This window comes from Xanthomonas sp. NCPPB 1067, from assembly GCF_020783795.1.
Classification (GTDB): Bacteria; Pseudomonadota; Gammaproteobacteria; order Xanthomonadales; family Xanthomonadaceae; genus Xanthomonas; species Xanthomonas melonis.
In genome coordinates this window covers 327,228-351,266 of the sequence record NZ_JAJGQG010000002.1, presented here as the reverse complement: position 1 = coordinate 351,266, position 24,039 = coordinate 327,228, and the positions used below count along the sequence as shown (strand labels likewise).

General features: G+C 68.3%; 22 protein-coding genes. 4 read left to right on the top strand and 18 right to left on the bottom strand.

Annotation, left to right across the window (positions count from 1 at the left end):
• Positions 1-182 precede the first annotated feature (182 nt).
• The 7 genes from bcsD to LL962_RS03285 form a co-directional block, all read right to left on the bottom strand.
• Positions 183-638 carry a cellulose biosynthesis protein BcsD gene (bcsD, locus tag LL962_RS03315; protein ID WP_104584977.1) on the bottom strand — a complete coding sequence of 152 codons (456 nt, stop codon included), beginning with the start codon at positions 636-638 and terminating at the stop codon, positions 183-185.
• A 175-nt stretch (positions 639-813) separates the two neighbouring features.
• Positions 814-2,022: a nicotinate phosphoribosyltransferase gene (gene pncB, locus LL962_RS03310; protein WP_228315879.1), complete on the bottom strand. Its 1,209-nt coding sequence runs from the start codon at positions 2,020-2,022 to the stop codon at positions 814-816.
• Positions 2,023-2,109: 87 nt separating this feature from the next.
• Positions 2,110-3,078, bottom strand: a complete 969-nt coding sequence (locus tag LL962_RS03305; RefSeq protein ID WP_228315878.1) for a glycoside hydrolase family 113 — start codon at positions 3,076-3,078, stop codon at positions 2,110-2,112.
• A complete protein-coding gene (locus LL962_RS03300; protein ID WP_228315899.1) occupies positions 3,060-4,331 on the bottom strand; it encodes a hypothetical protein in 1,272 nt (423 codons plus the stop codon). Before LL962_RS03300 ends, LL962_RS03305 begins: the two co-directional genes overlap by 19 nt.
• Before the next feature lie 49 nt (positions 4,332-4,380).
• Positions 4,381-6,288, bottom strand: a complete 1,908-nt coding sequence (locus tag LL962_RS03295) for a glycosyltransferase family 2 protein (protein WP_228315877.1) — start codon at positions 6,286-6,288, stop codon at positions 4,381-4,383.
• Between the two features lie 13 nt (positions 6,289-6,301).
• Positions 6,302-7,321 (bottom strand): hypothetical protein, encoded by a 1,020-nt coding sequence (locus tag LL962_RS03290; RefSeq protein WP_228315876.1) that lies wholly within the window; start codon positions 7,319-7,321, stop codon positions 6,302-6,304.
• A 129-nt stretch (positions 7,322-7,450) separates the two neighbouring features.
• A complete protein-coding gene (locus tag LL962_RS03285) occupies positions 7,451-8,290 on the bottom strand; it encodes a glycosyltransferase family 2 protein (protein ID WP_228315875.1) in 840 nt (279 codons plus the stop codon).
• A 495-nt stretch (positions 8,291-8,785) separates the two neighbouring features.
• On the opposite strand from LL962_RS03285, the gene LL962_RS03280 reads away from it, so the two are divergent.
• The 4 genes from LL962_RS03280 to LL962_RS03265 all read left to right on the top strand — a co-directional run bounded on the left by LL962_RS03280 (position 8,786) and on the right by LL962_RS03265 (position 13,656).
• Positions 8,786-9,943, top strand: a complete 1,158-nt coding sequence (locus LL962_RS03280) for a phosphotransferase enzyme family protein (protein ID WP_228315874.1) — start codon at positions 8,786-8,788, stop codon at positions 9,941-9,943.
• Positions 9,940-12,138: a TonB-dependent receptor gene (locus tag LL962_RS03275; RefSeq protein WP_425510026.1), complete on the top strand. Its 2,199-nt coding sequence runs from the start codon at positions 9,940-9,942 to the stop codon at positions 12,136-12,138. Before LL962_RS03280 ends, LL962_RS03275 begins: the two co-directional genes overlap by 4 nt.
• 109 nt (positions 12,139-12,247) lie before the next feature.
• Positions 12,248-12,823, top strand: a complete 576-nt coding sequence (pnuC, locus tag LL962_RS03270) for a nicotinamide riboside transporter PnuC (RefSeq protein WP_228315872.1) — start codon at positions 12,248-12,250, stop codon at positions 12,821-12,823.
• A 104-nt stretch (positions 12,824-12,927) separates the two neighbouring features.
• A complete protein-coding gene (locus tag LL962_RS03265) occupies positions 12,928-13,656 on the top strand; it encodes a UTRA domain-containing protein (protein ID WP_104584992.1) in 729 nt (242 codons plus the stop codon).
• A 60-nt stretch (positions 13,657-13,716) separates the two neighbouring features.
• Here LL962_RS03265 and LL962_RS03260 read toward each other — a convergent pair whose 3' ends face one another.
• The 11 genes from LL962_RS03260 to xpsF all read right to left on the bottom strand — a co-directional run bounded on the left by LL962_RS03260 (position 13,717) and on the right by xpsF (position 23,711).
• Complete coding sequence (locus tag LL962_RS03260) at positions 13,717-14,556, bottom strand: glycosyltransferase family 2 protein (RefSeq protein WP_228315871.1); 840 nt, start codon at positions 14,554-14,556, stop codon at positions 13,717-13,719.
• Positions 14,553-16,853 (bottom strand): type II secretion system secretin GspD, encoded by a 2,301-nt coding sequence (gene gspD, locus LL962_RS03255; protein ID WP_228315870.1) that lies wholly within the window; start codon positions 16,851-16,853, stop codon positions 14,553-14,555. The genes LL962_RS03260 and gspD overlap by 4 nt, the downstream gene beginning before the upstream one ends.
• Entirely contained in the window at positions 16,850-17,662 is an 813-nt protein-coding gene (gene xpsN / locus LL962_RS03250; RefSeq protein WP_228315869.1) for a type II secretion system protein XpsN, read from the bottom strand. The genes gspD and xpsN overlap by 4 nt, the downstream gene beginning before the upstream one ends.
• Positions 17,652-18,305, bottom strand: coding sequence for a type II secretion system protein GspM (gene gspM, locus LL962_RS03245; RefSeq protein ID WP_228315868.1), 654 nt, complete (start codon positions 18,303-18,305; stop codon positions 17,652-17,654). The genes xpsN and gspM overlap by 11 nt, the downstream gene beginning before the upstream one ends.
• On the bottom strand, positions 18,289-19,410 hold the full coding sequence (locus tag LL962_RS03240) for a PilN domain-containing protein (RefSeq protein ID WP_228315867.1): 1,122 nt from the start codon (positions 19,408-19,410) through the stop codon (positions 18,289-18,291). The genes gspM and LL962_RS03240 overlap by 17 nt, the downstream gene beginning before the upstream one ends.
• Positions 19,407-20,258 carry a general secretion pathway protein GspK gene (locus LL962_RS03235; protein WP_228315866.1) on the bottom strand — a complete coding sequence of 284 codons (852 nt, stop codon included), beginning with the start codon at positions 20,256-20,258 and terminating at the stop codon, positions 19,407-19,409. Before LL962_RS03235 ends, LL962_RS03240 begins: the two co-directional genes overlap by 4 nt.
• Positions 20,255-20,890, bottom strand: a complete 636-nt coding sequence (locus tag LL962_RS03230; protein ID WP_104585006.1) for a type II secretion system protein J — start codon at positions 20,888-20,890, stop codon at positions 20,255-20,257. The genes LL962_RS03235 and LL962_RS03230 overlap by 4 nt, the downstream gene beginning before the upstream one ends.
• Positions 20,887-21,303, bottom strand: coding sequence for a type II secretion system protein XpsI (gene xpsI, locus LL962_RS03225; protein ID WP_104585008.1), 417 nt, complete (start codon positions 21,301-21,303; stop codon positions 20,887-20,889). The genes LL962_RS03230 and xpsI overlap by 4 nt, the downstream gene beginning before the upstream one ends.
• The gene (gene xpsH, locus LL962_RS03220) at positions 21,300-21,809 is read right to left on the bottom strand and encodes a type II secretion system protein XpsH (RefSeq protein WP_104585010.1); all 510 of its coding nucleotides are present in this window, start codon (positions 21,807-21,809) and stop codon (positions 21,300-21,302) included. Before xpsH ends, xpsI begins: the two co-directional genes overlap by 4 nt.
• 9 nt (positions 21,810-21,818) lie before the next feature.
• Positions 21,819-22,250 carry a type II secretion system major pseudopilin GspG gene (gspG, locus tag LL962_RS03215; RefSeq protein WP_104536305.1) on the bottom strand — a complete coding sequence of 144 codons (432 nt, stop codon included), beginning with the start codon at positions 22,248-22,250 and terminating at the stop codon, positions 21,819-21,821.
• Positions 22,251-22,493: 243 nt separating this feature from the next.
• Entirely contained in the window at positions 22,494-23,711 is a 1,218-nt protein-coding gene (gene xpsF / locus LL962_RS03210) for a type II secretion system protein XpsF (RefSeq protein ID WP_104585014.1), read from the bottom strand.
• Positions 23,712-24,039 lie beyond the last annotated feature (328 nt).

The window sequence follows — 24,039 nt, the reverse complement described above, 5'->3', positions numbered from 1 at the left end:
TTGCCGCATCGGGCGCCGCCGCGCCCGGCTTGCGCGGCGGCAGCTGGGGATACGCGAAGTCGTGATACCCCTCGCCCGCTTGCGTTCCCAGCCGTGCGAACAGGCCAGACACGTCGTCGTGCCCGGATGCGTTCCTGGTGTTCTTCGGTGCCATCACATTCCCCTTACCCGATCGCACATGCTCATGCCGTTCGCGCCAGTACGAACTGGCGCAGATCGACGGTGTCGCCCGGCACGGTCTGCACCGCCAGGCCAGCCAGCATCCCCAATTGCTGGAACCACCCTTCATACACGCCCTGCAGGAAGCCGTCGCTCCATGCGGCCCCCTCCAGCACCACGCTCAACGGCGCACCGGCATGCAGGATCTGCACGTGATCGGCCTGTTCGTCCATTGCGCACCGGCCCCAGTCGCAGCTGTCCCAGACCGCATTGGCGGCCTGCTGCAGCTCCTCCAGCGTCGCACACGGCAGCAACCGGTGCGCGCGCGCGAAGCGGCTGCCGATGCGGGCCATCAGCATCGCCAGATCCTGCTCGGGCAGCTCGGCGCCGAACTCCTCGGCCATCGCACGCACGAATCCCGACCATTGCCGGGAACAGCTGCGAGTGCGGTACAGCGACAACGGATCCGGTGCTGGCATTTCGGGAGCTTTCGCGAAGGAGGGACACCACATACGACAGATGCACCAGAAGTGATGCAAGCGTGATGCCAATGTTAACGCCTGCCAACTGCCAATTGAGAGATACATCTCACTTTTTCAGCCATCCCCCGACAGCGGCTGCGCACCAGCGGCAGATTGCGCCAACCTGCGTCGCTCACTGCCGCGCGCAGTCACCTTGCTCGGCAGCCTGTTCGGCGGTCGGGGCCAGCCCGAACACGGCGCGCAGATAGCGCAGATAGCCGGCGTCCTCGCACATGCTCTTGCCCGGCGAATCGCTGAGCTTGGCCACCGGCTGGCCGTTGCAGCGGACCATCTTGATCACGATCTGCAGCGGCGTCGGCCCCAGGTCGTTGGTCAGGCTGGTGCCCACCCCGAAGGCCAGCCGGCAGCGGGCATGGAAGTGCTGGTACAGCTTCATCACCTTGTCGATGTTGAGGCCATCGCTGAAGACCAGCACCTTGGTCCTGGGATCGATGCGATGGGCTTCCAGGTGCGCAATCACCCGCTCGCCCCATTCGAACGGGTCGCCCGAGTCGTGGCGCATGCCGTCGAACAGTTTGCAGAAGTACAGATCGAAGTCGCGCAGGAAGGCATCCAGCCCCACCACGTCCGACAGCGCAATGCCCAGATCGCCACGGTATTCGCGTGCCCACGACTCCAGCGCGGCCACCTGCGAATCGCGCAGCCGCGGTCCCAGCGCCTGGAACGCCTGCAGGTACTCGTGCGCCATCGTGCCCAGCGGGGTCAGCCCGTAATGCTTGGCGAAGTACACATTGCTGGTGCCCACGAACTGCCCGCCCAGGCCATCGCGCAGCAGCGGCAGCAGCTCGCCGTGCCAATGCCGCGAGTAACGGCGCCGGGTGCCGTAATCGGCGATCTTGCAGCCGGCCGGCATGCTGCGCAGGCTGGCGATCTTCTCGCGCAGGCGGCAGCGGCCTTCCTCGAAATCCGGCTCGGAGGTATTGCGGAACCACACCTCGTTGACGATCGCCAGCAGCGGCACTTCGAACAGGATGGTATGCAGCCACGGCCCGCGGATGGTCAGCTCGATCTCGCCGGGGTGGGCAGCCGATGCCGACAGCTGCAGATACTTGCGATCCAGCTGGAACAGCGCCAGGAAGTCGGCGAAGTCCGGCTTGATGAAGCGCAGGCCGCGCAGGTAGTCCACCTCGTCCTCGCACAGGCGCAAACGGCACAGTGCGTCGATCTCGCGCGAGATCTCATCGATGAACCGGGCCAGGTCCACCCCGGGCGTGCGGCATTTGAAGCGGTACTCGACCTGGGCGGCCGGGTGCTGATGCAGCACCGCCTGCATCATGGTGAACTTGTACAGATCGGTGTCGAGCAGCGAATGGATGATCATGCGGCCCGATTATGCCCGCCGCCGCGCGCAACCGCCGTGCACATGCCAGTGGGCCGACGATCGCCGACGATCGCCGCCGGCCCGCCCTCAGCGTGCCAGCACCTGCTGCGCCGGTTTGCCCTGCACGGTGAAGTCGCTATCGCCCGGGCCGCCGGCCTCGGGGTCGGTGTACCAGCACCACAGCGCCACACCGTCGATGCCGTGCGTCTGCAACACCGTGCGCCACTGTTGCAGCACCTGCAGCTGCAGCTGCGTGTCCACTGCGGCGCTTCGCTGTTCCGGGCTTTCCCATGGCGCGGCCAGGCTGCCGCGCGCCGAGCGCAGGCCCAGCTCGGCCACCCACACCGGCTTGCCCACACGCTGCCCCAGCCGCTGCAGCCGCTGCGCGGCGGCGTTCATCTCCGCCGTGCGTGCGGTGGCCGCCTCCGACAGGCGCGGATACAGACTGGTACCCACCGCATCGAACAGCGACCAGTAGCGAAAGCCCTCGGCATGCTCCATTCCGTCGGCCACATACAGCAGCTTGCCGCGGTAGACCTTGCGCACCGCCGCCACCAGCGCAGGCCATTGCGGCGCGTCCTGGAGCTTGCGCAGCTCGGTGCCGATCACCAGCGCCTCGGCGTGTTCGTCCTCGGCCAGCTGCGCCAGCGGCAACACCGCCTTCTGGTAGGCGGCGAACCAGGCGGCCTGATCGGCAGGAGCCAGCTCACCGGCCCAATGACCGGGAATCCACACATGCACCTTCAAGGTCGGATCCAGACCCGCGCGATGACTCTGGCGTAGCGCGGCACGCATGGCCTCCAGGCTGCTGTCGCTGCCCAGCACCGGGTCGCTGGATTGCGGGGTCGCCTGCCACACGAAGGCCACCAGCAGCGCCTTGCTGGCGCCGGTCGCGGCCAGTGCCTGCAGCGATTGCCCGGCGGCGGGACTTTCCCACGGCGCGTTGGCCGAGACCTTGACGTTGGCACCCATCCACATCGGCGCGGCCGCATTGCAACCATTCGCCAGCAGGCACACGCCCAGCACCGCAGCGAGCGTCAGAACGCGCCTGAACATGCGACTGCTGGCTCGGTGGTGGATGCGGCCGCATCCTGCCCGCAGGTGGTCGCGCCCTGGGTGGCCCGCACGGTCTGCGGCGCTGCCGTCGGCGCTTGCGTGGCCGGCGCACCGGCCAGCGTCGAGGCACCGACATCGCCTGCTGCCTCGGCGTCGGCCTGTGGCGACTCGACCGCCACCGTTGCCGTGCGATCTACCGGCAGCGATACCGGCGGTGCCATCACCACTGCCTCGCCCCGCAGCAGTGCCTGTTCGTCGGCCGGCGTGGCGCGCAGCCAGCTCCCCCAACCCTGCGGCTGCACCCAGGCCGCACCCAGCAGGCCGAGCAACAGCAGGCCGGCCGCCTGACCGCGCTGGTCCGGCTGCAGGGCACGCAGCAGCAACGAGGCCGGTACCCACAGCAGCACCAACGCATCGAACCCGGCCCAGCCGAAGGCAAACGACAGCGCCGCCGCGCAGATCACCGTACCGGTGCTGGCAACCACACCCCGCGCGAGCGCGGCACTGCGCGCGCGCAGCACCAGCGCCAGCACCGGGTAACAGGCCACTGCCGCCACGCCCCAACGCACCGCCGGCAGCCAGTCCTCCGCCTGCGCGGCCAGCGGCAACGGCAGCGGATGCCCACCCTGCGCGATGCTCGACAACGTCGGCCATGGCGCATTGAACACGGTCAGATTGACGTAAGCCCACATACCGACCAGAAACGCGAACGGCAGGTAGCACACCAGGTAGAACGACCCCGGCGCCTTGCGCAGCATCTGCGGCGGCATCACCAGCAGCAGCCACGGTGCCACCATCGTCGACAGCGCCAGCGTCTGCAGGTCCAGGCACAGCAGAATGCACAGCCAGCCGGCGATGCGCAGGTAGGTGAAGGCTTCCACCGGCGCCTGCAGCCGGCGCAGCGTGCGGCACAGCCCGTAGAACGCCAGCAAGCCCACCGCCTGGCTGCCGCCGGCCGCGATCGGCAGCAGGAACAGCGGGTTGCCGCCCACCAGCAGGGTCAGCCCGCTGGCCCAGCCGCGCCCGAACACGCCGGCCAGATCGCGCCAGAGCAGCGACAGGAACAAGGCGTTGGCGGCCACCGCCAGGAACGGCCAGACCTGGAAAGGCAGTTCCCAGCGATGCAGCGCCAGCTCCACCGCCCACGCCAGCAGGCCGCTGGCCGGCACGCCGACGCCAGGCGCTGCGGCCGGTGCGGCGCCGCCCAGCGACTGCAGCAGCAATGGCTGACTCAGCAGCGACAGCGCCACCACCGCGACCAGGAACGCCGGCAGGCCGCTGTCGCGACGCGCCGCAGCCGGCTCACTCTTCGAGTGCGGCGCGGCGCTCGTTTTCCGAATGCTTGCTGATGCCATGCGTGGTCTTCTCCCAGTAGAACGGATTGCGGATCAGCTGCCAGAGCCCCTTGTAGGCGGCAATGGACTGCAACGCCCAATAGAGCGGCACCGTCAGCGCGTACGGCGCCAGCTTGAAGTAGTCGCGCTTGAACGCGGCCACCAGCGTGATGTAGATGAAGAACGCATTGGCCAGCAGCAGATTGACCAACGACACCGCCCCCAGCCATGGCGGGAAGAAGCGATCGAAGGCACTGGTACCGGTGAGCATCCATACTGCGTACAAGGCCCACAGCACCGGCACGCCCAGCGCCGTGAAGAAGCCGCCGCCGATGAAGAACTGGAACCCCCAGAAGCCCTTGAAGCCGGTACTGCGATACAGGTGCACCGGATCGCGCATGTGCACCAGCCAGGTCTGCATATAGCCCTTGAGCCAGCGCGAGCGCTGCCGGATCCAGTTGGGGATGCTGACATTGGCTTCTTCGAAGGTGGTGGAGTTCACCACGTTGACGCGGTAGCCGTTCTGGATCAGCCGCACGCCCAGGTCGGCGTCCTCGGTGACGTTGTACGGATCCCACGCGCGCACCTGGCGCAACACGTCCAGGCGGAAGTGGTTGGAGGTGCCACCCAGCGGGATCGGAATCCGCAGGTATTCCAGCGCCGGCAGGTAGAAGTCGAACCAGAGCGTGTACTCCAGCGTGAACATCCGCGTCAGCCAGTTTTCGTCGGCGTTGTAGTAGTTCAGCCGCGCCTGGATGCACACCACATCCTGCTCGGCCTTGCGGAACGCCGCCACCACGCGCTTGAGCTGATCCGGCTCGGGCTTGTCTTCGGCGTCGTAGATGGTGAGCAGCTGCCCACGCGCGAAATGCAGCGCGTAGTTGCAGGCCTTGGGCTTGGTCTTGGGCTGCGAGGGCGGCACCCGGATGATTTCGAAGAACGCTTCCAGGCCGAGCTTCTTGGCCGCTTCGATGGTCTCGAAGTCGTCGGCCTCCAGCACCAGCTTCACGTCGAGCTTGCTGATCGGGTAATCCAGCTTGCGCAGCGCGTTGGCCAGGATCGGCAGGACTTCCGGCTCCTTGTACATCGGCACCAGCACGGTATAGACCGGCAGGTCGTCGTCGCGCAGCGCGGCCACTTCGTCCTCGGTGACCTTGATGTCGATGCGGTGGCGCGAGCCGAACCACACCAGCAGCAGCTTCAACCCGAAGGTGGCCAGAAAGCCCAGCGCCACCAGCACGTTGATGGCGATCAACGCCGGCACCGGGAACACCGCCAATGTTGCGACCAGCACTGCAGCCAGTCCCCACAGCGCGACCTTCTGCCCGTGCGTGACCACCTGGCGCGCCGAATAGGTGGGCGCGTGCGCCGCCAGCAGGTTCAGGGCGTTGTCGGTGAGCTGCTGATCGGCATAGCGCTGCAGGCTCCAGATGACGTCGAACTTGGCGGTGCCGACGAAGCGCACCTCTTCGCCGTAGTGCGCGCGCGCCCAGGCGAACAACGCCGGGTCGGGATCGGCGACCGCCAGCACCAGGACGCCGTGTTCGCGCCGCCACGGCAGCAGCAGGCGCTGGGCGTAGCTGTCCAGGTCGCCGGCGACCAGCAGGGTCGGATCCGGCGGTTGCTGCACCAGGTCGACGAATTCCAATCCGAAGTGCGCCGCCACGATGGCGTAGAAGCGCTGCGCCGGCACGCCGCGCTGGGCCAGGATCACATCGCCCAGGCGCGAGTTCCAGCGTTGTTGCAGCGCCAGCGCGGCGCGCAGTTGGGCATCGGTGATGACGCCCGCCGACACCAGCGCGCGGCCCAGCAGCCCGCGTTCGCGGCCGATGTCCGGCGCCCGTCCCAGCGTCTCCATGTCGCAGGTGACCGTCATGGGCGCGGCGTCCTCAGAACCGCCACCAGGCGGCCACGAAGGGTCCGCCTGCGGCGCCGGTGTTGCGGCCCATCACCGGCTGCTGGTAGCCCAGCTGCCATTGGCTGCCGCCGGGCGCGGTGTACAGCGCCGACAGCTGCAGCTTGGTGAGGTCGTAATTGGTGCCGGTGGCGACGAAGCCCGCGCCACCGCTCTGGCCCGGCACAGCCACGTTGTTGCGCCCGTTGCCCAGGCCCTGGATCACGTTCGCCTCGCCCAGCAACAGCCACTGCGGGGTCAGGCTCAGCCCGGCGGAGGCATCCAGCCGCACTTCGTCGGAGGCGGCGCTGCCGCGCAGGCGCACGCCGCCGCTCAGGTCGACGTAGCCGTTGCGACTGCCCAGCGTGTAGCCGCGTCCGCGGCTGTAGCGCAGCTCCAGGCCGTAATCGCCCAGGCCCAGGGCCGGATCGCTGCCCGGGTTGTTCGGGTGATAGGTCTTGCTGCGACCATAGGCAGGGATGCTCACCAGGGCCTGCACCGCGCTGCGCCAGGCATCGTCCGCCGCACCGGACAGCGCATAACGCAAGCCGATTTCCTGATCGGCGAACCCGGTGGTGGTGGTGCGCTGACGCAGCGGCACGCCATTGCGGCTGCTGTCGTTGCTGAAGCCGACCTCGGTGAAATAGAAATTGCCGATCAGGCTCAAGCGGTCGGTCAGGCCATGCTCCAGATAGACATTGAGCTGATCCTGGCGACTGCGGCCATTGTTGGCGAAATCGCCACGGTGGTGCGCATCGTCGAACCAGCCGGTGCCATCGCTGTGCAAGGCCTTGACGATCAGCAGCGTGTCGCCTTGCGGCTGGGTCCAGGCACCGGCAAGAGCGGTGGCCGGTAGCACGGATGCGGTGACACCCAGCGACAGCATGACCGCCGCCGCGATCGGCAGGCGGCAGGGGCGACGGTGCAATAACGCGGAACGGCTAACCGAACTGGACTGCAGGAAGGCAAGATGCGACTGACGCACCCGCAGTTGCGGGTCGTTGCTTGAAGACATGTGTACGATTCCTGATGGGGGACCCGTTAGGGACAGGAAGCACGGGCTGGATCACATTGCGTCGCGCAACGTATCACAGTTGCGAACGCTTCCCCATCACGGATTTATCACTAATTTAACGGCGCAAACTCATTTCGCCCGTAACAATCTAGGCACCTGCACGAGGGCGTGGGTCCAGATCGCCAACCAGACCCCCAACCGGGTCGGCAAGCCCCGCCGGCTTGCCTCGAACTTGCGGAAATACCGCCACAAGCCGCGATGCTTGTGCCATTCCACGAAGAATGGACGCGCCCGGCTGGAAACCCCGCGCACGTGCACCACCTGCAGATCGTTGGCCACCGCGACCAGGGCGCCGGACTGACGCGCGCGCCGGCACAGGTCCAGGTCTTCGGCATGCAACCGGTACCCGCCATCCCAGCCGCCCAGGCGGTCGAACAGGCTGCGCTGCATCAGCATCAATGCGCCGGAGATGGCATCCACGCGTTGTAGCGGCATGCCCGGGTCGGCCGGCACCGCCAGCTGGGCAGCAGCGCGCGGCGCGCGCAACATCGCCGCGAAGTCCGGGTCGCGCCGTCGTACCGCCGCGTCCGGCCGGCCTTGTTCGTCCACCTGCTCCACCCCCAGCAGCACCGCGGCGTGCCCGACGGCGCGGGCGCAGAGCTGGACCAGGGTATCGGGCTCGACCATCAGGTCGGGGTTGATGAACACCAGCCACGGCGCCTGCGAATCGCGTGCACCCTGATTGCAGGCAGTGGCGAAGCCGGGATTGTCGGGATTGGCGATGAAGTGCACCCGCGGATCGGCCAACGCATGCCGTTGCACCACGTCCACGGTGTCGTCGCTGGACGCGTTGTCGACCACCCGGATCTCGCTGATGCCCTCGGCCGCGCGCAGCCGCAACAGACAGGCATCGATGGTGCTGGCGCTCTGGTAGGTGACGACGACGGCGGCGATCTGGACAGGGCTCATGCGCGCATTATCCGGCGACCGGGCGATACGGCGCCATCACGAAACGGCGAGCGATGGCCGAACGTCGGCGCACGCATCGCATTTGGCCAGGCGTGGCGCAACGCCGGCTGCCGACCGCGCACGACCTGCGGCAGCAGCCGCCGGCAGGCGCTGCCTGCAAACTCCACGCATCCATGCCAGCGGGCCGGCATGGCGGCTGCCGCCCGGAGCGGGCATACTGCGCGCCCGACAGCCGCGATGCGGCTGCGTCAGTGCCGCCTGCGGCGCACCCACCCTCGATCTCCGAGATGACAGCCAGCGACCTTCCGGTTTGCCGCTGCCTTTTCACTTTCTGCTACGCGACGGCCTGATGCGGCCTGCGCGGCAACGACGGCCTGGCAGCGCCGTCCGTGGCAATGCCGGCCTGGTCGTCGGACGACGCGGGATCGCCCACCCAGCCTGGTCTATACCACTGTACGTCTCACGCGTGGTCACCGGCCTCGCAGGGGGAGCGTCGTGAGCGCGCCCCACCAGGTGCACGGCATGAGCCTGGAGCTGGCGCTGCCGGATTGGCCTGCGCTGACGATGGACGAGACCCAGCGCGTGCTGCGCCAGTTCGCCCTGGCCGACGCCAGCGAGACCGTGCGTTGGCACAGCGCGCGCCCGTTTTCCGCTGCGGCCTGCGTCGATACCGCCACCGGGCCGGTGATCGTCAAACGTCACCATGCCAGCGTGCGCAATGTCGCCGCATTGCGCGAGGAACACGCCTTCATGGCGCATCTGGGCTGGGCCGGCGCGCCGGTGGTGGAGGTGCTCCATACCGCCGACGGCCAGACCGCGCTGGCGCAGGCGCAATGGGTCTACGAAGTGCAGCGTGTCGGCGCCGGATGCGACCTGTATCGCGACGCCTTGTCGTGGACGCCCTTCACCGAACTTGTCCATGCGCACGCTGCCGGCGCGGCACTGGCGCGGCTGCACCATGCCGCACAGGGCTTCGACGCTCCGGCCCGCTCCACCACCGTGCTGGTCGCCAATCTGCGGCTGTTCGCGCAGGCCGACCCGTTGCAGGCGCTGCAACGCGCGTTGCCGGCTCGCCCCTTCCTGGCCTCGGCACTGCACGACTACCCCTGGCAACGCGATCTTGCCGCCCACCTGTTGCCCTGGCATGCCAAGGCGTGGCCACGGTTGTCGTCGCCGGGCGCGTTGCCGCCGCTGTGGACGCACGGCGACTGGCACGCCTCCAACCTGCTCTGGAAGCGCGACGCCGGCCACGCCGAGGTCAGCGCGATCTTCGATTTCGGGCTAAGCGATCGCAGCAGCGCGCTGTTCGACCTGGCCACCGCCATCGAACGCAATCTCATCCCCTGGTTGCAGCTGGACCTGGGTGCGCGCGCGCAGCCCGAACTCGCCCAGCTCGATGCCTTGCTCGATGGCTACACCCTGCACCGCCCGTTGAGCGCCGCGCAGCTGCAGTGCCTGGCGGCGCTGCTGCCGATCGTGCATGCCGATTTCGCCTTGAGCGAGATCGAATACTTCGCCGGCATCACCCGTTCGCGCGAGAACGTGGACATCGCCTATCACCGCTATCTGCTCGGCCATGCGGACTGGTTCGCCAGCGCCGATGGCCAGGATCTGCTCGCGCATCTGCTTGCGCGGGCGCGCCGCTCGCCATGAGCGCCCTCTTCTCTCGAGTCCTTTGCATGTACGCATCACGCCCCCCACTGCTCTGCCGCTGCCCGCTCACCCTCGCACTGACGCTCTGCCTGAGCGCACCTGCGCTGGCGCAACAACCCGCCGACACCACCGCAGTCGAACTGGACGCGGTCAACGTGCGTGGCGAACGCAACGACACCGCCACCGCGCTGGGCGGTTTCGGATCCACGCGCCTGCTGGATGCGCCAGCGTCCATCGCCGCGATCGACCGCCAGCAGTTGCTCGATCGCCAGGCGCGCGTGCTCAGCGACGTGCTGCGTGCCGAGGCGTCCGCCGGCGATGCGTACGCACCGATCGGCTATTACGAAAACTTCGTGCTGCGCGGCTACTCGCTCAATGCGGCCAACAGCTACCGCATCAACGGGCTGAGCGCGGTGGGCGAACAATCCATCGCATTGGAGAACAAACAGCAGGTGCAGATTCTCAAGGGTCTGTCCGGGCTGCAGTCCGGCGTCAACGAACCGGCCGGCCTGATCGACTACCGCACCAAACGCCCCGAGCCCGTCCGCAGCGTGACCGTGGGAACCGACGAGCAGGGCTCGCGCTATCTCGCCGCCGATCTGGGCGGCTGGTTCGGTGCCGAGCGCGCGCTGGGCCTGCGCGTGAATGCCGCGCGCGAAGACATCGACAGCTATGTCGAGCACGCCGACGGCTATCGCAATTTCCTGTCGTTGGCCGGCGACTGGAAGATCGATCCACAATCGCTGCTGCAGCTCGATGTGGAATACCAGCACCGCCAGCAACGCTCGGTGCCGGGCTATCAGCTGCTCGGCGGCACCGAGGTACCGCGCGGCATCGACGTGCGCCGCCTGCTCGGCTACCAGCCGTGGGCGCGCCCGGTGCAGATGGATACGCTCAACGCGCAGCTGCGCTACGCCTACCAGTTCAACGACGACTGGCGCGCCACGGCCGAGGCGGCGCACAGCCGCTCGGCGATCAACGATTTCTCCGCGTTCGCCTGGGGCTGTTACGGCGCGGCCGGCTGCGCCGACATCGTCACGCCGAACGTCTTCAGTGCGCAGGGCGAGTACGACATCTACGACTATCGCAGCCCCGACGACACCCGCGTGCACGATCAACTGCGTGCCACCCTGGAAGGCAAGCTGACCACGGGTGTGCTGGAACACCGCCTCAGCATCGGCGGCGATTGGCTACGCCGCACCATCGATCGCTTCGGCTCGGTCAACGAATTCGTCGGCAGCGGCCGCATCGACCGCGATCCGGACGTCTTCGCGCAGACCGAGGTGCCGTTGGACCCCAAGCAACGCCGCCTGGACAGCCGGCAACGCGCGCTGGTGCTGGCCGACCGCATCGGTCTGGGCACCCGTTGGGAACTGTCGCTGGGCGCACGTGCGGTTCGCCTGGACGAACGCAGCTTCGACCGCGATGGCGTGCTGGAACGGCGCACACGCAAGGACACCGTGCTGCCGCAGGCCGCGCTGCTGTTCAAGCCGCAGCAGAACGTGTCGCTGTATGCCAGCTACGCCAAGAGCCTGGCCGCGGGCGGCACCGCACCGTGGTTCGCCGACAACGCCGATGAGATCCTGCCGCCCACCAACGCCTACCAGCTGGAAACCGGCGCCAAGATCGCGTTGGCAGGAGTACGCCTGGGCGCGGCGCTGTTCGACATCCGCCAGGCCTATCAGTTCACCCAGCCGCAGGCCGATGGCGGACTGCTGTTCGTGCAGCAGGGCCGGCTGCACAACCGCGGCCTGGAACTGTCGGCCGACGGCGCGGCGACCGAGCAGCTGCGCCTGTTCGCCAGCATCGCCGCGATCCGCGCGCGCGCCGAGGACACCGCCATTGCCGATTACGAAGGGCATCAGGCCATCAACGTGCCCAAGCTGCGCGCCAGCGTGCAGGCCGACTACCGCGTCCCCGGCGTGGAGGGCCTGGCGCTGCTGGCAGGAGTGCAGTACAGCGGACGCAAGTTCGCCGACCGGCTCGGCAATGCCAGCGTGCCGGCCTACGCCGTCGCCAACCTGGGGGCACGCTATGCGGCGCCCATCGGCGGCCTGGCCACCACCTGGCGCGTGAACGTGGACAACGTGTTCGACAAGCGCTACTGGCGCGATTCCGGCGAGTATCAGGGCGATGCCTACCTGTTCCCCGGCGCACCGCGAACCGCACGCCTGACGGTGCAGGTGGATTTTTGAGGTCTGCCACCCCCATCCGCCCTTCGGGCACCTTCCTCCGCAGGCGGGGGAAGGATGTTTGCACGGGGTGCGCCTCTCCCACCGCTGTCCACTTTCCATCAGGCATTGCATGTCGTTGCTCGAATCCATCGCCGTCGTGATCAATCTGCTGGGCGTGTGGCTGACCGCCCGACGCATCCGATGGTGCTGGCCGGTCGGCATCGTCGCAGTGGCGCTGTATGCGTGGTTGTTCTATCAGTGGAAGCTGTACTCGGACATGTTGCTGCAGGGAGTGTATGTGCTCACCCAGCTGTATGGCTGGTGGCGCTGGCAGGACCGCGGCACCGCCGATCCGCGCATTCGCCCGTTGCCCATGCCGCAACCGGAGCTGTGGCTCTCGCTGGGCATCGGCGCGGCGTTCGCGGCGGCGCTGGGCGCCTACATGCACCATCGCACCGACGCGGTGCTGCCGTGGCTGGATGCGGCGCTGGCCAGCTTCAGCCTGGTCGCCAGCGTCTGGGCCGCGCGCAAGCGCATCGCCAACTGGGTGTTGTGGATCGCGCTCGACTGCATCTACGTGGGCGTGTTCCTCAGCAAAGGGCTATACCCCACTGCCCTGCTCTACGCCGGCTTCGTTGCGCTGGCCGTGTATGGTTGGCGCAGCTGGAACGCGCAACGCGCATCGCAGCCGATCCTCGCACCGTGAGGCAAGGCCGGTTCGCGGCCGCTTTCTTTCTTTACCATCGTCGCCTTCGGGTTCCTGGTCATCGCCTTGCACATGCTGTGTGTCATCCCGCGGCCGAGCGCCGCATGAGCGTCTCGCGCCAAGCCACCATCACCGATGCCATCAGCGCTCAGATCGCTGCCGGCGCCTGGGGCCCGGATCACCGCCTGCCGGTGGAACGCGAGCTGGCCGAGCGCTTTGGCTGCACCCGGATCACCTTGCGTGAGGCCCTGCAGCAACTGGAAGCCGAGGGCCGCATCTATCGCGAGAACCGCCGTGGCTGGTTCGTCAGCGCCCCGCGCGTGCGCTACGACCCCACCAGCATCGCCGGGTTCATGCAGTACGTGGCCGCGCAGGGGCGCAAACCGCGTACCGAACTGTTGAGCGCGACCCGCCAGCCCGCCGGTGCCGCCTTCGCGGCAGCGCTCAGGCTTCAGTCGCGCTACGAGGATGTCTTCGTGCTGCAACGCCGGCGCTGGATCGACCGCCGCGCGGTGCTGTTGGAAACCAACGTGGTGCTCGCCGCCTGGGCACCCGGATTGCTCGAACACGACCTGGCCGGCTCGCTCTCGGCGGTGTTCAACCAGAAGCTGGGGCTGTTCCTGAGCCGCGCGCAGCTGTCGATGCATCCGGCCGGGCTGGATGCCACGCAGGCCACGCTGTTGCAGTCCACCACCGGCACGCCGTGCTTCCGCCTGCAGCGCGTAAGCTTTGCCGAGGACGGCCAGGCGGTGGAACTGGACATCGAATCCTGGCGCCACGATGCGCTGGATGTGGTGGTGCGCACCGAAGCGCCGATGCGCGTGGCGCTGTAGCGCCGGGATTCGGGATTCGAGGGCGAGCGTGCTCGTGCTGCCATCTTTTCTGCGGGACGATTACGCGTCGAACAGCGTGCGCTGCGGATCCGGCGGCGGCAGGTCGGCCAGCAACTGGCTCAGCTGCTCGCGCTGGGCGCGTAGCGGGTCGTGCATGAGGAAGCTGGCCAGGCGCGCGTGCCAGGCCGGCCAGCGCGTGGCCAGCGCTTCCATGTCGCCGTCGGCCGGGAGGCCTTCGTGCGGCGAAGCCACGAAGGCCGTGTCGCACAGCACGTTGCGCCAGCCCAGGCCGCCCATGCGCAGGCTCAAGTCCACCAGCGCGGCATACCAGGAACCGTAGCTGCTGGCATCCAGGCCGCCGGCCTTGCGCCGTGCACTGCCACGCAACAGCACCGCATGGCCAACCGCCGAGGGCAGTTCCGGGTGCAGCGGCGGCATCGCCGCGCAGGCGGCGGCGAGCCGTTCCGGTGCGTCGGGCGGCGGATTGAGTTCGCCCAGCCGCGGCCAGCTGCAGGCTTCGCCCACATTGCTCCACGGCGTGGCGGTGGCGATGGCGGCGTCGCGTGCGAAACACGCGCTCAGCTGGCCCAGCCAGCCCGGCAGCGGGCAGGCATCCACACCCAGCACCGCCACATCGGCATCGCCGCAGGCGCTGAGCATTTCGTCCAGATGCGCCACCGCGCCGAGCATGCGCTGGCGGCGGGTGTGATGTGCCTGCAACTGGGTGCGCGCCAGCCAGTGTTCGATCACCGCGCGCCCGCGCGGACCGGCCTGCGCATCGTCGGCCAGCCACACCCGCGTGCCGGCGGGCGTGGCGGCATCCAGCGCGCCCAGGCAGGCATCCAACGCCTCGTCGTCGGTGCCCACCGGCACCAGCACGACGGGCAGTGCTGCACTCATTGCGCCTTCTGGCTGGGTTTCAACGGCTCCATGGCCTTGAACTTCTGGCCGTACTCGTCGGTGAGATTGCGCGCTTCCTGCGGGTTGCGCACGATCGACGGGGTGATCAGCACGATGACTTCGCGGCGACCGGTGTCTCTGGTCTTCCGACCGAACAGGGCGCCGACGACCGGCAGCTTGCTCAAGAAGGGAACGCCTTGACTGCCATCGGTCGTCGTGTCGTCGATCAAGCCTGCGAGCATCATGGTGTCGCCACTTTGCACCGCCGCCTCGGTTTTGACGCGACGCGTATTGATATCGACGTTGCAGGCAGCGCTATTGACGGTGGTTGTGGTCGCTGCCGTACACGCTGCAGGCCGTGCACCCGGGGTGCTGATTTCCTGCACGATGTCCAGGAACACCATGCCGTCCTTGGTCACGCGCGGACGTACTTTCAGGATCACGCCGGTGTCGATGTATTGCACCGAGGAAAAGCTGCTATCGCTGCCCAGCCCGGTATTGATCGACGTCGAATTGATCGGAATGCGCGAGCCCACATTCAGCGTGGCCTCGGCATTGTTTCGCACGAACACCGAAGGTGTCTGCAGTAAACGCACATTGCTTACGGTATCCAGCGCACTGATGACCGCCGCTGCGTTCTTGCCAAGAAATGTCCAACCCAAGCCGCCCGTGTTGGTGACGGTTCCTGCGATATCGCCCCAGATGCCACGCCCTGCGGCCGGCGGCAATCCGGCGCCACCAGACGCCACCGGGGCATTCACTGCATTCTCGAAGTACCAGTTGACGCCGTACTCAAGCTCGCCGGTCAGATTGACCTCCGCCACCTGCGCCTCGATATGCACCTGCATCGGCATCACGTCGAGCTTTTCGATGACGTCGCGGATGGAATTCCAGGATTGCGGGGTGGAGCGCACCAGCAGGGTGTTGGTTTCGGCCACGGCCGACACGCCGACCTTGTCGCCCTCCACCTCCAGCGTCACCGCGCCATTGCCGTTGCTGCGCGGCGACAGTTGCAGGCTGCCGTTGCCCAGGCCGCCGCCAGTACTGCCGCCGCCCATGCCGCTGCCGCCACCGAACTCACCGCCAACCGTGCCACCTCCATTTTCGCCGATGCTGCCACCGGTCAGGCCGGAGCTGCCGCCCATGCTGCTGTCGCGATTGCCCAGCTGGCCGCCCAGCACGCTGGTCTCTGCACCCGGTGCCAGCGAGGCGCTGGAGTCGCCGCCGTTGCCGCGCCCGCCGCCGAACACTTCCGCCAGGCGATCGGCCAGGTCCTTGGCCTTGATGTACTTCAGCTCGTAGGAAAACAGCCGCACGCCGCCGCCAGCGCTGTCGATGCGGTCCAGCCATTGCTGGATCTGGTCCAGGTATCGCGGCTGTGGGGTGATCACCAGCACCGCATTGGCGTTCTCCAGCGGCATGAAGCGGAACATGCCGGCGCTGGGCGTCTTGCTCTGTTCGCCGAATACCTTTTCCAGATCGGCGGCGACCTTCTCGGCCTTGCCGGACTGGATCGGGAACACGCCCACCGACATGCCCGACAGCCAGTCCACGTCGAAGATCTGCACCGTACGCAGATAGTTTTCCAGCTCGGCGCGGGTGCCGCCCAGGGTGATCACGTTGCGCGCCGGGTCGGTGCCGACGATGGCGTTCGGGCGCGCGTAGGGCTCGAGCACCTTCTTCATTTCGCTGGCCGAGATGTACTTCAGCGGCACCACGCGCACCTCGAAACCGCGCGCGGCCGAGGGCGAGGCGGTGCTGGGCGCCACCGTGCCGGCCAGCGCCTGATCGGCCGGCACGATGTTGTAGCGGCCACCGTTGAACACCATGCGGGCGTTGTTCCAGCCCAGCACCATTTCCAGCAGGTTCAGCGCCTGCGCGGGCGACACCGGATTGGGCGTGGCCAGGGTTACGGTGCCCTGCACGCCGGGGGCGATGACGTAGTTCTGCCCGAGCATGTCGCCCAGGATCGCCTTGACCACGGCCTGCAGCGATTCGCCTTCGAAGTTGAAGGTGGCGCTGCCGCTGCTGGCCATGCCCAGCGTGGGCGCCGGCGCCGACGCGGCGCTCTGGTTGATCATGGTGCCGCTGCCGCGGCGGATCACCGGGCCGGGCCTGGCGCTGGCATTGCCGTCGGCACGCTGCTCGGCGGGGGTCTGGGTGGCGCCGGCGGCGCCGACCTGCGGATCCAGGCGCGCATTGCGGCGCACGTCCGGCGGCGGAGTGGTGGCGCAACCGGCCAGCAGGCCAATCAGCAGGGACACGGGAAACAGGCGCGGCGTCATGCGTTCACTCATTGGGTCTGACCGGGGGTAGAGCCGCTCTGGCGCTGCTGTTGCAGCTGGCGGCGTCGGGCTTCGATGCGTTCGCGGATGGCCCGCATCTGATCGTCGGAGGGACGTGGAGCTTCCTGTGCGCCATCGCTGCGCTGCGGCGGCACGGTCGGCGGGGGCTGGCCGCCGGGCTGTTGCTCGGGCGGCGCGGCCGGTTGTGGCTGCGGCTGCGGCTGCGGCATCGTCGCGGCGGCATCGGCGGGCGCACCCACGCCGGGCGCCGGCAACGGTGGGGTGCCAGCGGGCGCACCTCGCGCGGACGCGTTGGCGGTCGGCGGCTGCCCGCCCTGGCCGTTGAACACGTGCAGTTCCAGGGTCTGGGTGCCGCCCGGGCCCTCGATGGTGGCGCTGCGCGGTTGCAGGGCGAGCAGGCGCCAGCCCTTGACCGCCTCGCCGCCGAGCTGCACGCGCACCGAATCCTGCGGGTCCAGGGTCAGTGTGGCCATCTTGAAGTTGTCGGTCAGCAGCACACCGGTCAGGCGCACCGTCGAGGCGGCGCCGCTGCCGTCGTTGCCGGACAGGAAGAACGGATGCGGCAGACGATCTTCGGCGAACACCGGATGCGCGGCGATCTCCGAGTATTTCCCGAACTGCCCCAGTCGCTCGGGCGCCGGTGCCGGCAGCGTGGGCAGGCGCTGCACCAGTGCCGGATCGTCCGGCAGCAGCTCCACGCGCTTGCCCAGGCCGGCCACGGCCAGGATGCACACCAACAGGGCCCAGCCCACCACGGTGGCCAGCAGCCAGGTCCTCAGACCGATCAGGTCAAGACGCATCGCTGGCCTCCGCAGTCTCGGCGGCAGCCGGCGCGGCCTCGGTGTTCAACGGCGCAGCGCTGGCGCCCGGGCGCAGATAGCCGGCCAGTTCGAACGCGATATCCAGGCCGTTGCCGCTTTCGTTGGGCGAGAGCTGGTAGCGCTGCGCCATCACGTTGAGATTGTCCACGAACAGGCGCGGGGTGCCGTTCTCCAGGCTGTACAGCACCGAGGCCAGCTCGGGGGTGCCGCAGCGCAGGCGCACCTGCACCGCCACGCGGGTGAAGCGGCCCTTGCTTTCCGGCTGCAGCGGCGAACGGTTGCTGATGGCGCAACTGCGGTTGCCGGGGCTGGCTTCCACCACGGCGCGCTCCAGCCGTTGCACCAGCCCGGCCGAGGCCAGCTCGGCGGAGGTTTCCGGCAGGAACCCCGGCCGGCTCTCCAGGGTCTGGCGTGCCTGTTGCAAGCGCTGGCTGACCTGCGGCGCCTGCTGCAATTGCACGCGCACACGCAGCTCGCGTTCGCGCAGCGCCTGCAGTTCGTCCTGTGCGGCGATCATCGGCTGGGTGAACCACGGGTGCACCAGCACCAAGTAGGCCACGCCGAGGACCAGCAGCAGCAGGCCCAGAGCGATCCAGCGATCGCGCTTAACGCTGCGCGGCATCGGCGGCCTCCTTCGCATCCGGGCCGACCAGCTCGGCGGTGATGGTGAAACGATCGACACCACGTCCGGCATCGCTCTGCAGCACGCCTGTCAGCGACGGCGTGTGCCACAACGGCGAGCCTTCCAGCCGCCGCACCAGCGAGGAGGCTTCGTTGCTCAGGCCGATCAACTGCAGTTGCCCGCCTTCGACCGAGAATTTCTCCAGATAGGTGCCGCGCGGCAGCCGCCGGCTCAGCTCGTCCCAGATCTCCACCGAGGTCGGACGGGTGGCACGTTGTTGCTGGAAGAACGTCGCCCCCTCCACCAGGTCCATCAGTTGCTGGCGTTCGGCAGCCACCTGGCGTGCGCGCGCAGCGTTGGACTGCACCTTGGCGCGCAGCTCGTCGGCGGCCTGCCGGCGGTTGTCCAGCAGCAGCCAGCCGGCCACCGCCAACAGCACCAGTGCGGTGGCCGAGAGCAGCAGGTTCCAGCGCTGCATCGGGTCGCTGCGGCGCAGCCGGCGCGCCGGCGGCAGCAGGTTCACCCCCAGCGGCGCGCCCTGCGCATCGGCCACGTCGATGCCGGACAACGCGGTCGCCCAGGCATCGGGCACGCCGGCCTCGCCATCGATCATGCGCCGCGGCACCACCACCAGTTCGGCATCGAGCTGGCCGTCTTCGCGCACGTCGAGCACGCGCGCATCGAAATACACCTGGTCGGCAGTGAACGGGGTCTGCCGGTCGATCTCGAAGCGCGCCACATCCTGCAGGCGCGCCGCCGCCGCGGCCGGCAACCGCAACGGACGCCGCAACGCCTGCGCCGCCGGCAGCAGCCAATGCCGCGGCAGGCCGTCCAGCGCGGTCGGCAGCACGCCGTTGACCTCGTGCGGCTGCACCGGCCACGGCAGGCTGGCGATCGTCTCGCGGCTCTGATCGCGCTGACGCAACAGCTGCAGACTGTCGCCGTCGAGCTGCAACAGCAGGCGCGCCTGCGACAGACCCAGCTGCCATTGCCAGCGCTGCGGCAGCCACGCCAGCAGCGATTGCTGCCACCAACGCCAGAAGCCGCCGGCGCCCGGCATGGCGCGTACGCCGATACGACCCAAGGTGTCCCGCCATGCGGTCATTGCACTGCTGCTCCCTCTTCCCAACGCAACACGGTATAGGCCGACCCCGGTAACGCGGACGCGCTGATGGACACGACCGCCCGCAACACTGCCTCGCGTCCCTGACTCAGTCGCGCCCGGCTCTCGATACTATAAGTGTCAGAGCCACCGACCGTCGCCTCGCTGCCCGGCAAACCCAGCGGCGCGTCACGCTGCGCCAGCAGCTGCCGTGCGTCCAGGCCCATCGCCGTCAACACCGGGCCCGGCGCGAAGCGCGCTTCCGGACGCGAGCGACCGCTGTACAAGGTGAGGTTCGGCAGCAGCTTGCGATACAGCTCGCCATCCATGCCCAGCACCAACCGCAATTCGCCCAGGGTTTCGAACGGGCTGTCCTTGGCGCCATAGGGTAGGCCCGCATCGGCGTAGTCGCGATCTTCCGCGCCGCCGCCGGGCTGGCTCAACGAATCGCCATCGCGCCAATCGACGATGGCGCCGGCGATGCGCGTGTCGCGGCCTTGCTCGCCATCCACCGCACGCACCAGCGCGGCGAGCAATGCCGGCTCGGCCATGTTCAGATCCACCTTGCCGCTTTCGTCGACGATGCGGATCTCCACGCTGGTCTGGTCCATCTGCCAACGATAACGCCGGCCGTCTGCGCGCCAGCGCGCCTGGGTATCGGCGCTGCGCAAGCGGAACAGCGCGTACTCCAGGCCGGCGCGCGCGTATTCCTGCGCCTGCGCGCCATTGCGCAGCATGTTGCCCTGCAGCGCTTCCACGCGTGCGGTCAGCGCGAACGCGCCGATCATCGCGGTGAGCAACGCGATCAACCACAGCACCAGCACCAGCGCGGCACCGCGCATCGCGCTCATTGCCCGGCTCCCGGGTTGCTGGATTGCGGCAACGCCACCACCAGCGGCGGCCAGGCCGTATCGTCGCTGCGGATCTCGATGCGCACCAGCAGGGGAAGACGGTCGTGCCACTCCCATTGCGGCAACCAGGCGCTCAGGCGTCCGTTCTGCGGATCCATGCCGCGATAGCGAAAGCTCACCTGCTGCACGCCATCGGTCAGCGTCTCCGGCGGCAATGCCTTGCCTTCTTCGATCGACTTGCCCGATTGCAACATGGTCAGCGCAATCTGCAGGCTGCGCCGCTGCCCGTCGCCGGCCACCGACAGATCGTGCAGGTAGGGGCCGCCGCGACCCAGGTAGTCCGGCACGTCGGCGGCAAACCGCATGCGCTGCGGTTCGCCGACGAACAGCATCGGCTGCTGGCTTTGCGGATCGATGCTCATCGCCAGCGGCAACGCGGCGGCCAGCCGCCGGCGCAGGAACTCCTCGACCGCGCGCATGCGCTCGCTGCGTTGGGCGATGGCTTCGCCGCGCTGGCTCACCGCGCTGGCCGAGCGCAAGGTGGCGAAGGCCAGCGCCAGCCCGCCGACCAGCAGCATGGTGGCCAGCAGCACTTCGATCAGGGTGAAGCCGGCGCTGCGCGCACGCGTCATAGCGCGCTGTCCTGCGCGGTGGGCGCAACCAGCCGCAAGGTGCGCCACTGCAGCTTCTGGCTGGGCGCCTCGCCCCAACGCACCACCAGGGTCAGTTGCAGCAGCCGGTTCGCGCCGGGGGCCACCGGCGCCTGCGGGTTGCGGCGCGGCTCCTCGTACGGGCGCACGTCCATCGACCAACGGAAATGCCCGTTCTCGAAGCTGCCCTGCTGTTGTTCGGGCACCAACGGCTTCTCCATGCCTTGCGCAGCCAGCAGCGATTGCGCGTGCAGCGTGGCGCGCGTGCCTTCGTCGGCCGCACGCACCTGACGTGCGGCACCGGACAACGATCCCAGCAACAGGCTCAGCGCCAGCGCGAGCAAGGCGAAGGCCACGATCACCTCGATCAGGGAGTAGCCGCGTTGTCGCCTCATGGCGCTGGCGTCCGCAACGGACCGGAACGCACTTCGCCGGTGATCCAGCCCACGTCCACGCGCCAGCGCGCGTCCTTGACCTGCAGATCGATCCGCCCGCCGGTGGAAGCGCCATCGGGAAAGAACTGGATCGCGCCCTGATCCTGCCGCGACTGCACCTGGCGCGCACCGGTGAAGCGCACGTCCAGCGAAGACGGCAGATCGCCATGATGACCGCCGGGCGCTTCCCAGCGGCGTTGCATCGGATCGATCAGAAACCGCTGCGGAGTGCCGGTGGCGATGGCCTGGGTGCGCGTGTAACGCAACTGCGAGGCGATCGCCTTGCCGGCGGTGCGCAGGCGCATGCCGTCGATGCCGCCGTTCAGGGCGGCCGCCGCCAGCACGCCGGCCATGGCGACCAGCGCGATCACCAGCAGCATTTCCAGCAACGAGGTGCCGCGCGCGCGTCTGCGGCCGGGGCCGAACACTGCGGGAGGGCAACGCAACGGCGGACGCGCACGGCACATGGACGCGGCTTATTGGTACTTGATGTCCGCGTCGTAGCTGCTGCCGCCGGGGCGCCCGTCCTTGCCCAGGCTGATCAGGTCGAACGGCTGCCCATCGCCCGGCACGCGGTATTCGATGGTGTGGCCCCACGGATCGTTGAGTTCGACCGGTTTGGCGTATGGGCCCAGCCAGCCGCTGCTGCCGCCGGGCTGGGTGACCAGGTCGTCGAGCTTGCTCGGCAGCTTGCCGGTGTCCAGCTGGAAGTTTTCGATCTTGCCGGCCAGGGTCTGGATCTGCGACTTGGCCAGATTGGCCTTGCCGCGATCGGCACCGCCGAGCACGCGACTGCCGACCAGGGTGAGCACCGCACCGATCAGCACGATGACGATGATGATTTCCAGCAGGCTCATACCGGCCTGGCCTGCACGCGACGGACTGCGGGTGATGGAACGCTTGATCATGAACGATTTCCTTGCACGTCGATGAAGAATGCTGCCGCCAATACAAGACAGGGCGACCAGAGCAATGGTTCCCGCCCATGGACAGGACGGTCGCCGAAAAAATGGGGCACCATCGTCGGCCGCTGCCTGTGACCGGCACGGTGCAGCGCACGCGCGCCAGCATGCCGCATGGCGATCGCGCTGCCCACAGCGACATCGCAGCTGCGCACTGCGCGTGCCTGCAGGTCGGCCGCGCCGCCGCGACTAGCCGATGGCATTGGTGAGGTCATACAGCGGTACCAGCACCGAAATGATGACCAGGCCCACCACCGAGGCCAGCACCAGGGTGATCAGCGGCACCAGCGCGGCCAGCGCGCGATCGATGGCCTGTGCGGTTTCCAGTTCGAACGTGTCGGCGGTCTTGAGCAGCATGGTATCCAGCGCGCCGGATTCCTCGCCCACCTGGATCATCTGCAGCGCCAGCCGCGGAAAGCGCTTGCCGCGCGCCAGCGACATCGACAGGCCATGGCCGTTCTTGACGTCGTCGGCAGCGGCGGCCACGTCGTCGACCAGGGCGGTATTGGACATCACGTTGCGCGCGATGCCGATCGCCGCCAGCAACGGCACACCATTGCGCAGCAAGGTCCCCAGGGTGCGCGTGAGGCGTGCGGTTTCCAGCCGCGCGATCAGGCTGCCGACCACCTTCTGGCGCAACAGCCATTCGTCCAGCGCCGCCCGAAACGCCGCATTGCGTCGCTTGCGATCCAGCCACAGTCCCAGCATGCCCGGCACCACCACCAGCACGATCCACCAGTCGCGCACCAGCAGCCCCACGCTCAGCACCGCCTGGGTGAACCAGGGCAACGCCACATCCAGGCTTTCGTACATCTGCGCGAACTGCGGCACCACGTAACCGAGCAGGAACAGCAGCGCGCAACCCACCACCGCCAGCAGGATCGCCGGATAGATCAAGGCGTTGATGACCTTGCCCTTGAGCGCGCGACTGCGTTCCAGGTAATCGGCCAGCCGCTGCAAGGTGTCCTGCATGCTGCCGCCGGCCTCACCCGCGCGCACCATGTTGATGTAGAGCTTGGAAAACAGCCCGTGCTGGCGTTCCAGGGCCGAGGACAGCGGCGCACCGCCGCGCACGGTGTCGCGGATGTCGCCGATCACCCGCCGGCTCTTGTCGTCTTCGGGCAGGTCCATCAGGATCGACAGGGCGCGGTCCAACGGCTGCCCGGCACCGATCAGCGTCGCCAGTTGCTGGGTGAACTGCACCAGCGCAGCATTGTCGAATGGCTTCTTGCGCAGCAGCATGCGCAGCGAGGGCGAATCGTTTTCGCCGGTGGCCAGGCGGGTTTCCACCGGCAGGTGGCCCTGTTCCTGCAGGCGCAGCGCCACCTCGGCATCGCTGGCCGCTTCCATCTGGCCATCGAGCATTTCGCCGTGCGCGTCCAGCGCTTTGTAGCGGTAGAGGGGCATCAGGCTGGAAGGCCGGGAAAGCCGGGACCCGGGACCCGGGACCCGGGACCCGTGAAAAGCCGGGCGCTGAGCAACGGCACGATGGCCGCGCTGGCAAGCGACGCTAGGGCCGACGGTTTGTTGTTGCACTTGTCGGGACCCGGGATCCGGGACCCGGGACCCGTGAGAAGCGCGCCGCTGCGCAACTGAAGGATGGCCGCGCTTGGTTCGCTAGCGAGCGACGCCGTCGCCGGCTTCTCGCTGTTGCGTTTACCGGGTCCCGGGTCCCGGGTCCCGGGTCCCGGCTTTCCCGGCTTTCCCGGCCTTTCGACAGCATCAACCGGACAGA

Excerpts from the sequence above, each read along its gene's own strand:
- bcsD (WP_104584977.1), bottom strand. The coding sequence starts at position 638 with ATGCCAGCACCGGATCCGTTGTCGCTGTACCGCACTCGCAGCTGTTCC.
- pncB (WP_228315879.1), bottom strand. The coding sequence starts at position 2,022 with ATGATCATCCATTCGCTGCTCGACACCGATCTGTACAAGTTCACCATG.
- LL962_RS03305 (WP_228315878.1), bottom strand. The coding sequence starts at position 3,078 with ATGTTCAGGCGCGTTCTGACGCTCGCTGCGGTGCTGGGCGTGTGCCTG.
- LL962_RS03295 (WP_228315877.1), bottom strand. The coding sequence starts at position 6,288 with ATGACGGTCACCTGCGACATGGAGACGCTGGGACGGGCGCCGGACATC.
- LL962_RS03290 (WP_228315876.1), bottom strand. The coding sequence starts at position 7,321 with ATGTCTTCAAGCAACGACCCGCAACTGCGGGTGCGTCAGTCGCATCTT.
- LL962_RS03285 (WP_228315875.1), bottom strand. The coding sequence starts at position 8,290 with ATGAGCCCTGTCCAGATCGCCGCCGTCGTCGTCACCTACCAGAGCGCC.
- LL962_RS03275 (WP_425510026.1), top strand. The coding sequence starts at position 9,940 with ATGAGCGCCCTCTTCTCTCGAGTCCTTTGCATGTACGCATCACGCCCC.
- pnuC (WP_228315872.1), top strand. The coding sequence starts at position 12,248 with ATGTCGTTGCTCGAATCCATCGCCGTCGTGATCAATCTGCTGGGCGTG.
- LL962_RS03265 (WP_104584992.1), top strand. The coding sequence starts at position 12,928 with ATGAGCGTCTCGCGCCAAGCCACCATCACCGATGCCATCAGCGCTCAG.
- LL962_RS03260 (WP_228315871.1), bottom strand. The coding sequence starts at position 14,556 with ATGAGTGCAGCACTGCCCGTCGTGCTGGTGCCGGTGGGCACCGACGAC.
- gspD (WP_228315870.1), bottom strand. The coding sequence starts at position 16,853 with ATGAGTGAACGCATGACGCCGCGCCTGTTTCCCGTGTCCCTGCTGATT.
- xpsN (WP_228315869.1), bottom strand. The coding sequence starts at position 17,662 with ATGCGTCTTGACCTGATCGGTCTGAGGACCTGGCTGCTGGCCACCGTG.
- gspM (WP_228315868.1), bottom strand. The coding sequence starts at position 18,305 with ATGCCGCGCAGCGTTAAGCGCGATCGCTGGATCGCTCTGGGCCTGCTG.
- LL962_RS03240 (WP_228315867.1), bottom strand. The coding sequence starts at position 19,410 with ATGACCGCATGGCGGGACACCTTGGGTCGTATCGGCGTACGCGCCATG.
- LL962_RS03235 (WP_228315866.1), bottom strand. The coding sequence starts at position 20,258 with ATGAGCGCGATGCGCGGTGCCGCGCTGGTGCTGGTGCTGTGGTTGATC.
- LL962_RS03230 (WP_104585006.1), bottom strand. The coding sequence starts at position 20,890 with ATGACGCGTGCGCGCAGCGCCGGCTTCACCCTGATCGAAGTGCTGCTG.
- xpsI (WP_104585008.1), bottom strand. The coding sequence starts at position 21,303 with ATGAGGCGACAACGCGGCTACTCCCTGATCGAGGTGATCGTGGCCTTC.
- xpsH (WP_104585010.1), bottom strand. The coding sequence starts at position 21,809 with ATGTGCCGTGCGCGTCCGCCGTTGCGTTGCCCTCCCGCAGTGTTCGGC.
- gspG (WP_104536305.1), bottom strand. The coding sequence starts at position 22,250 with ATGATCAAGCGTTCCATCACCCGCAGTCCGTCGCGTGCAGGCCAGGCC.
- xpsF (WP_104585014.1), bottom strand. The coding sequence starts at position 23,711 with ATGCCCCTCTACCGCTACAAAGCGCTGGACGCGCACGGCGAAATGCTC.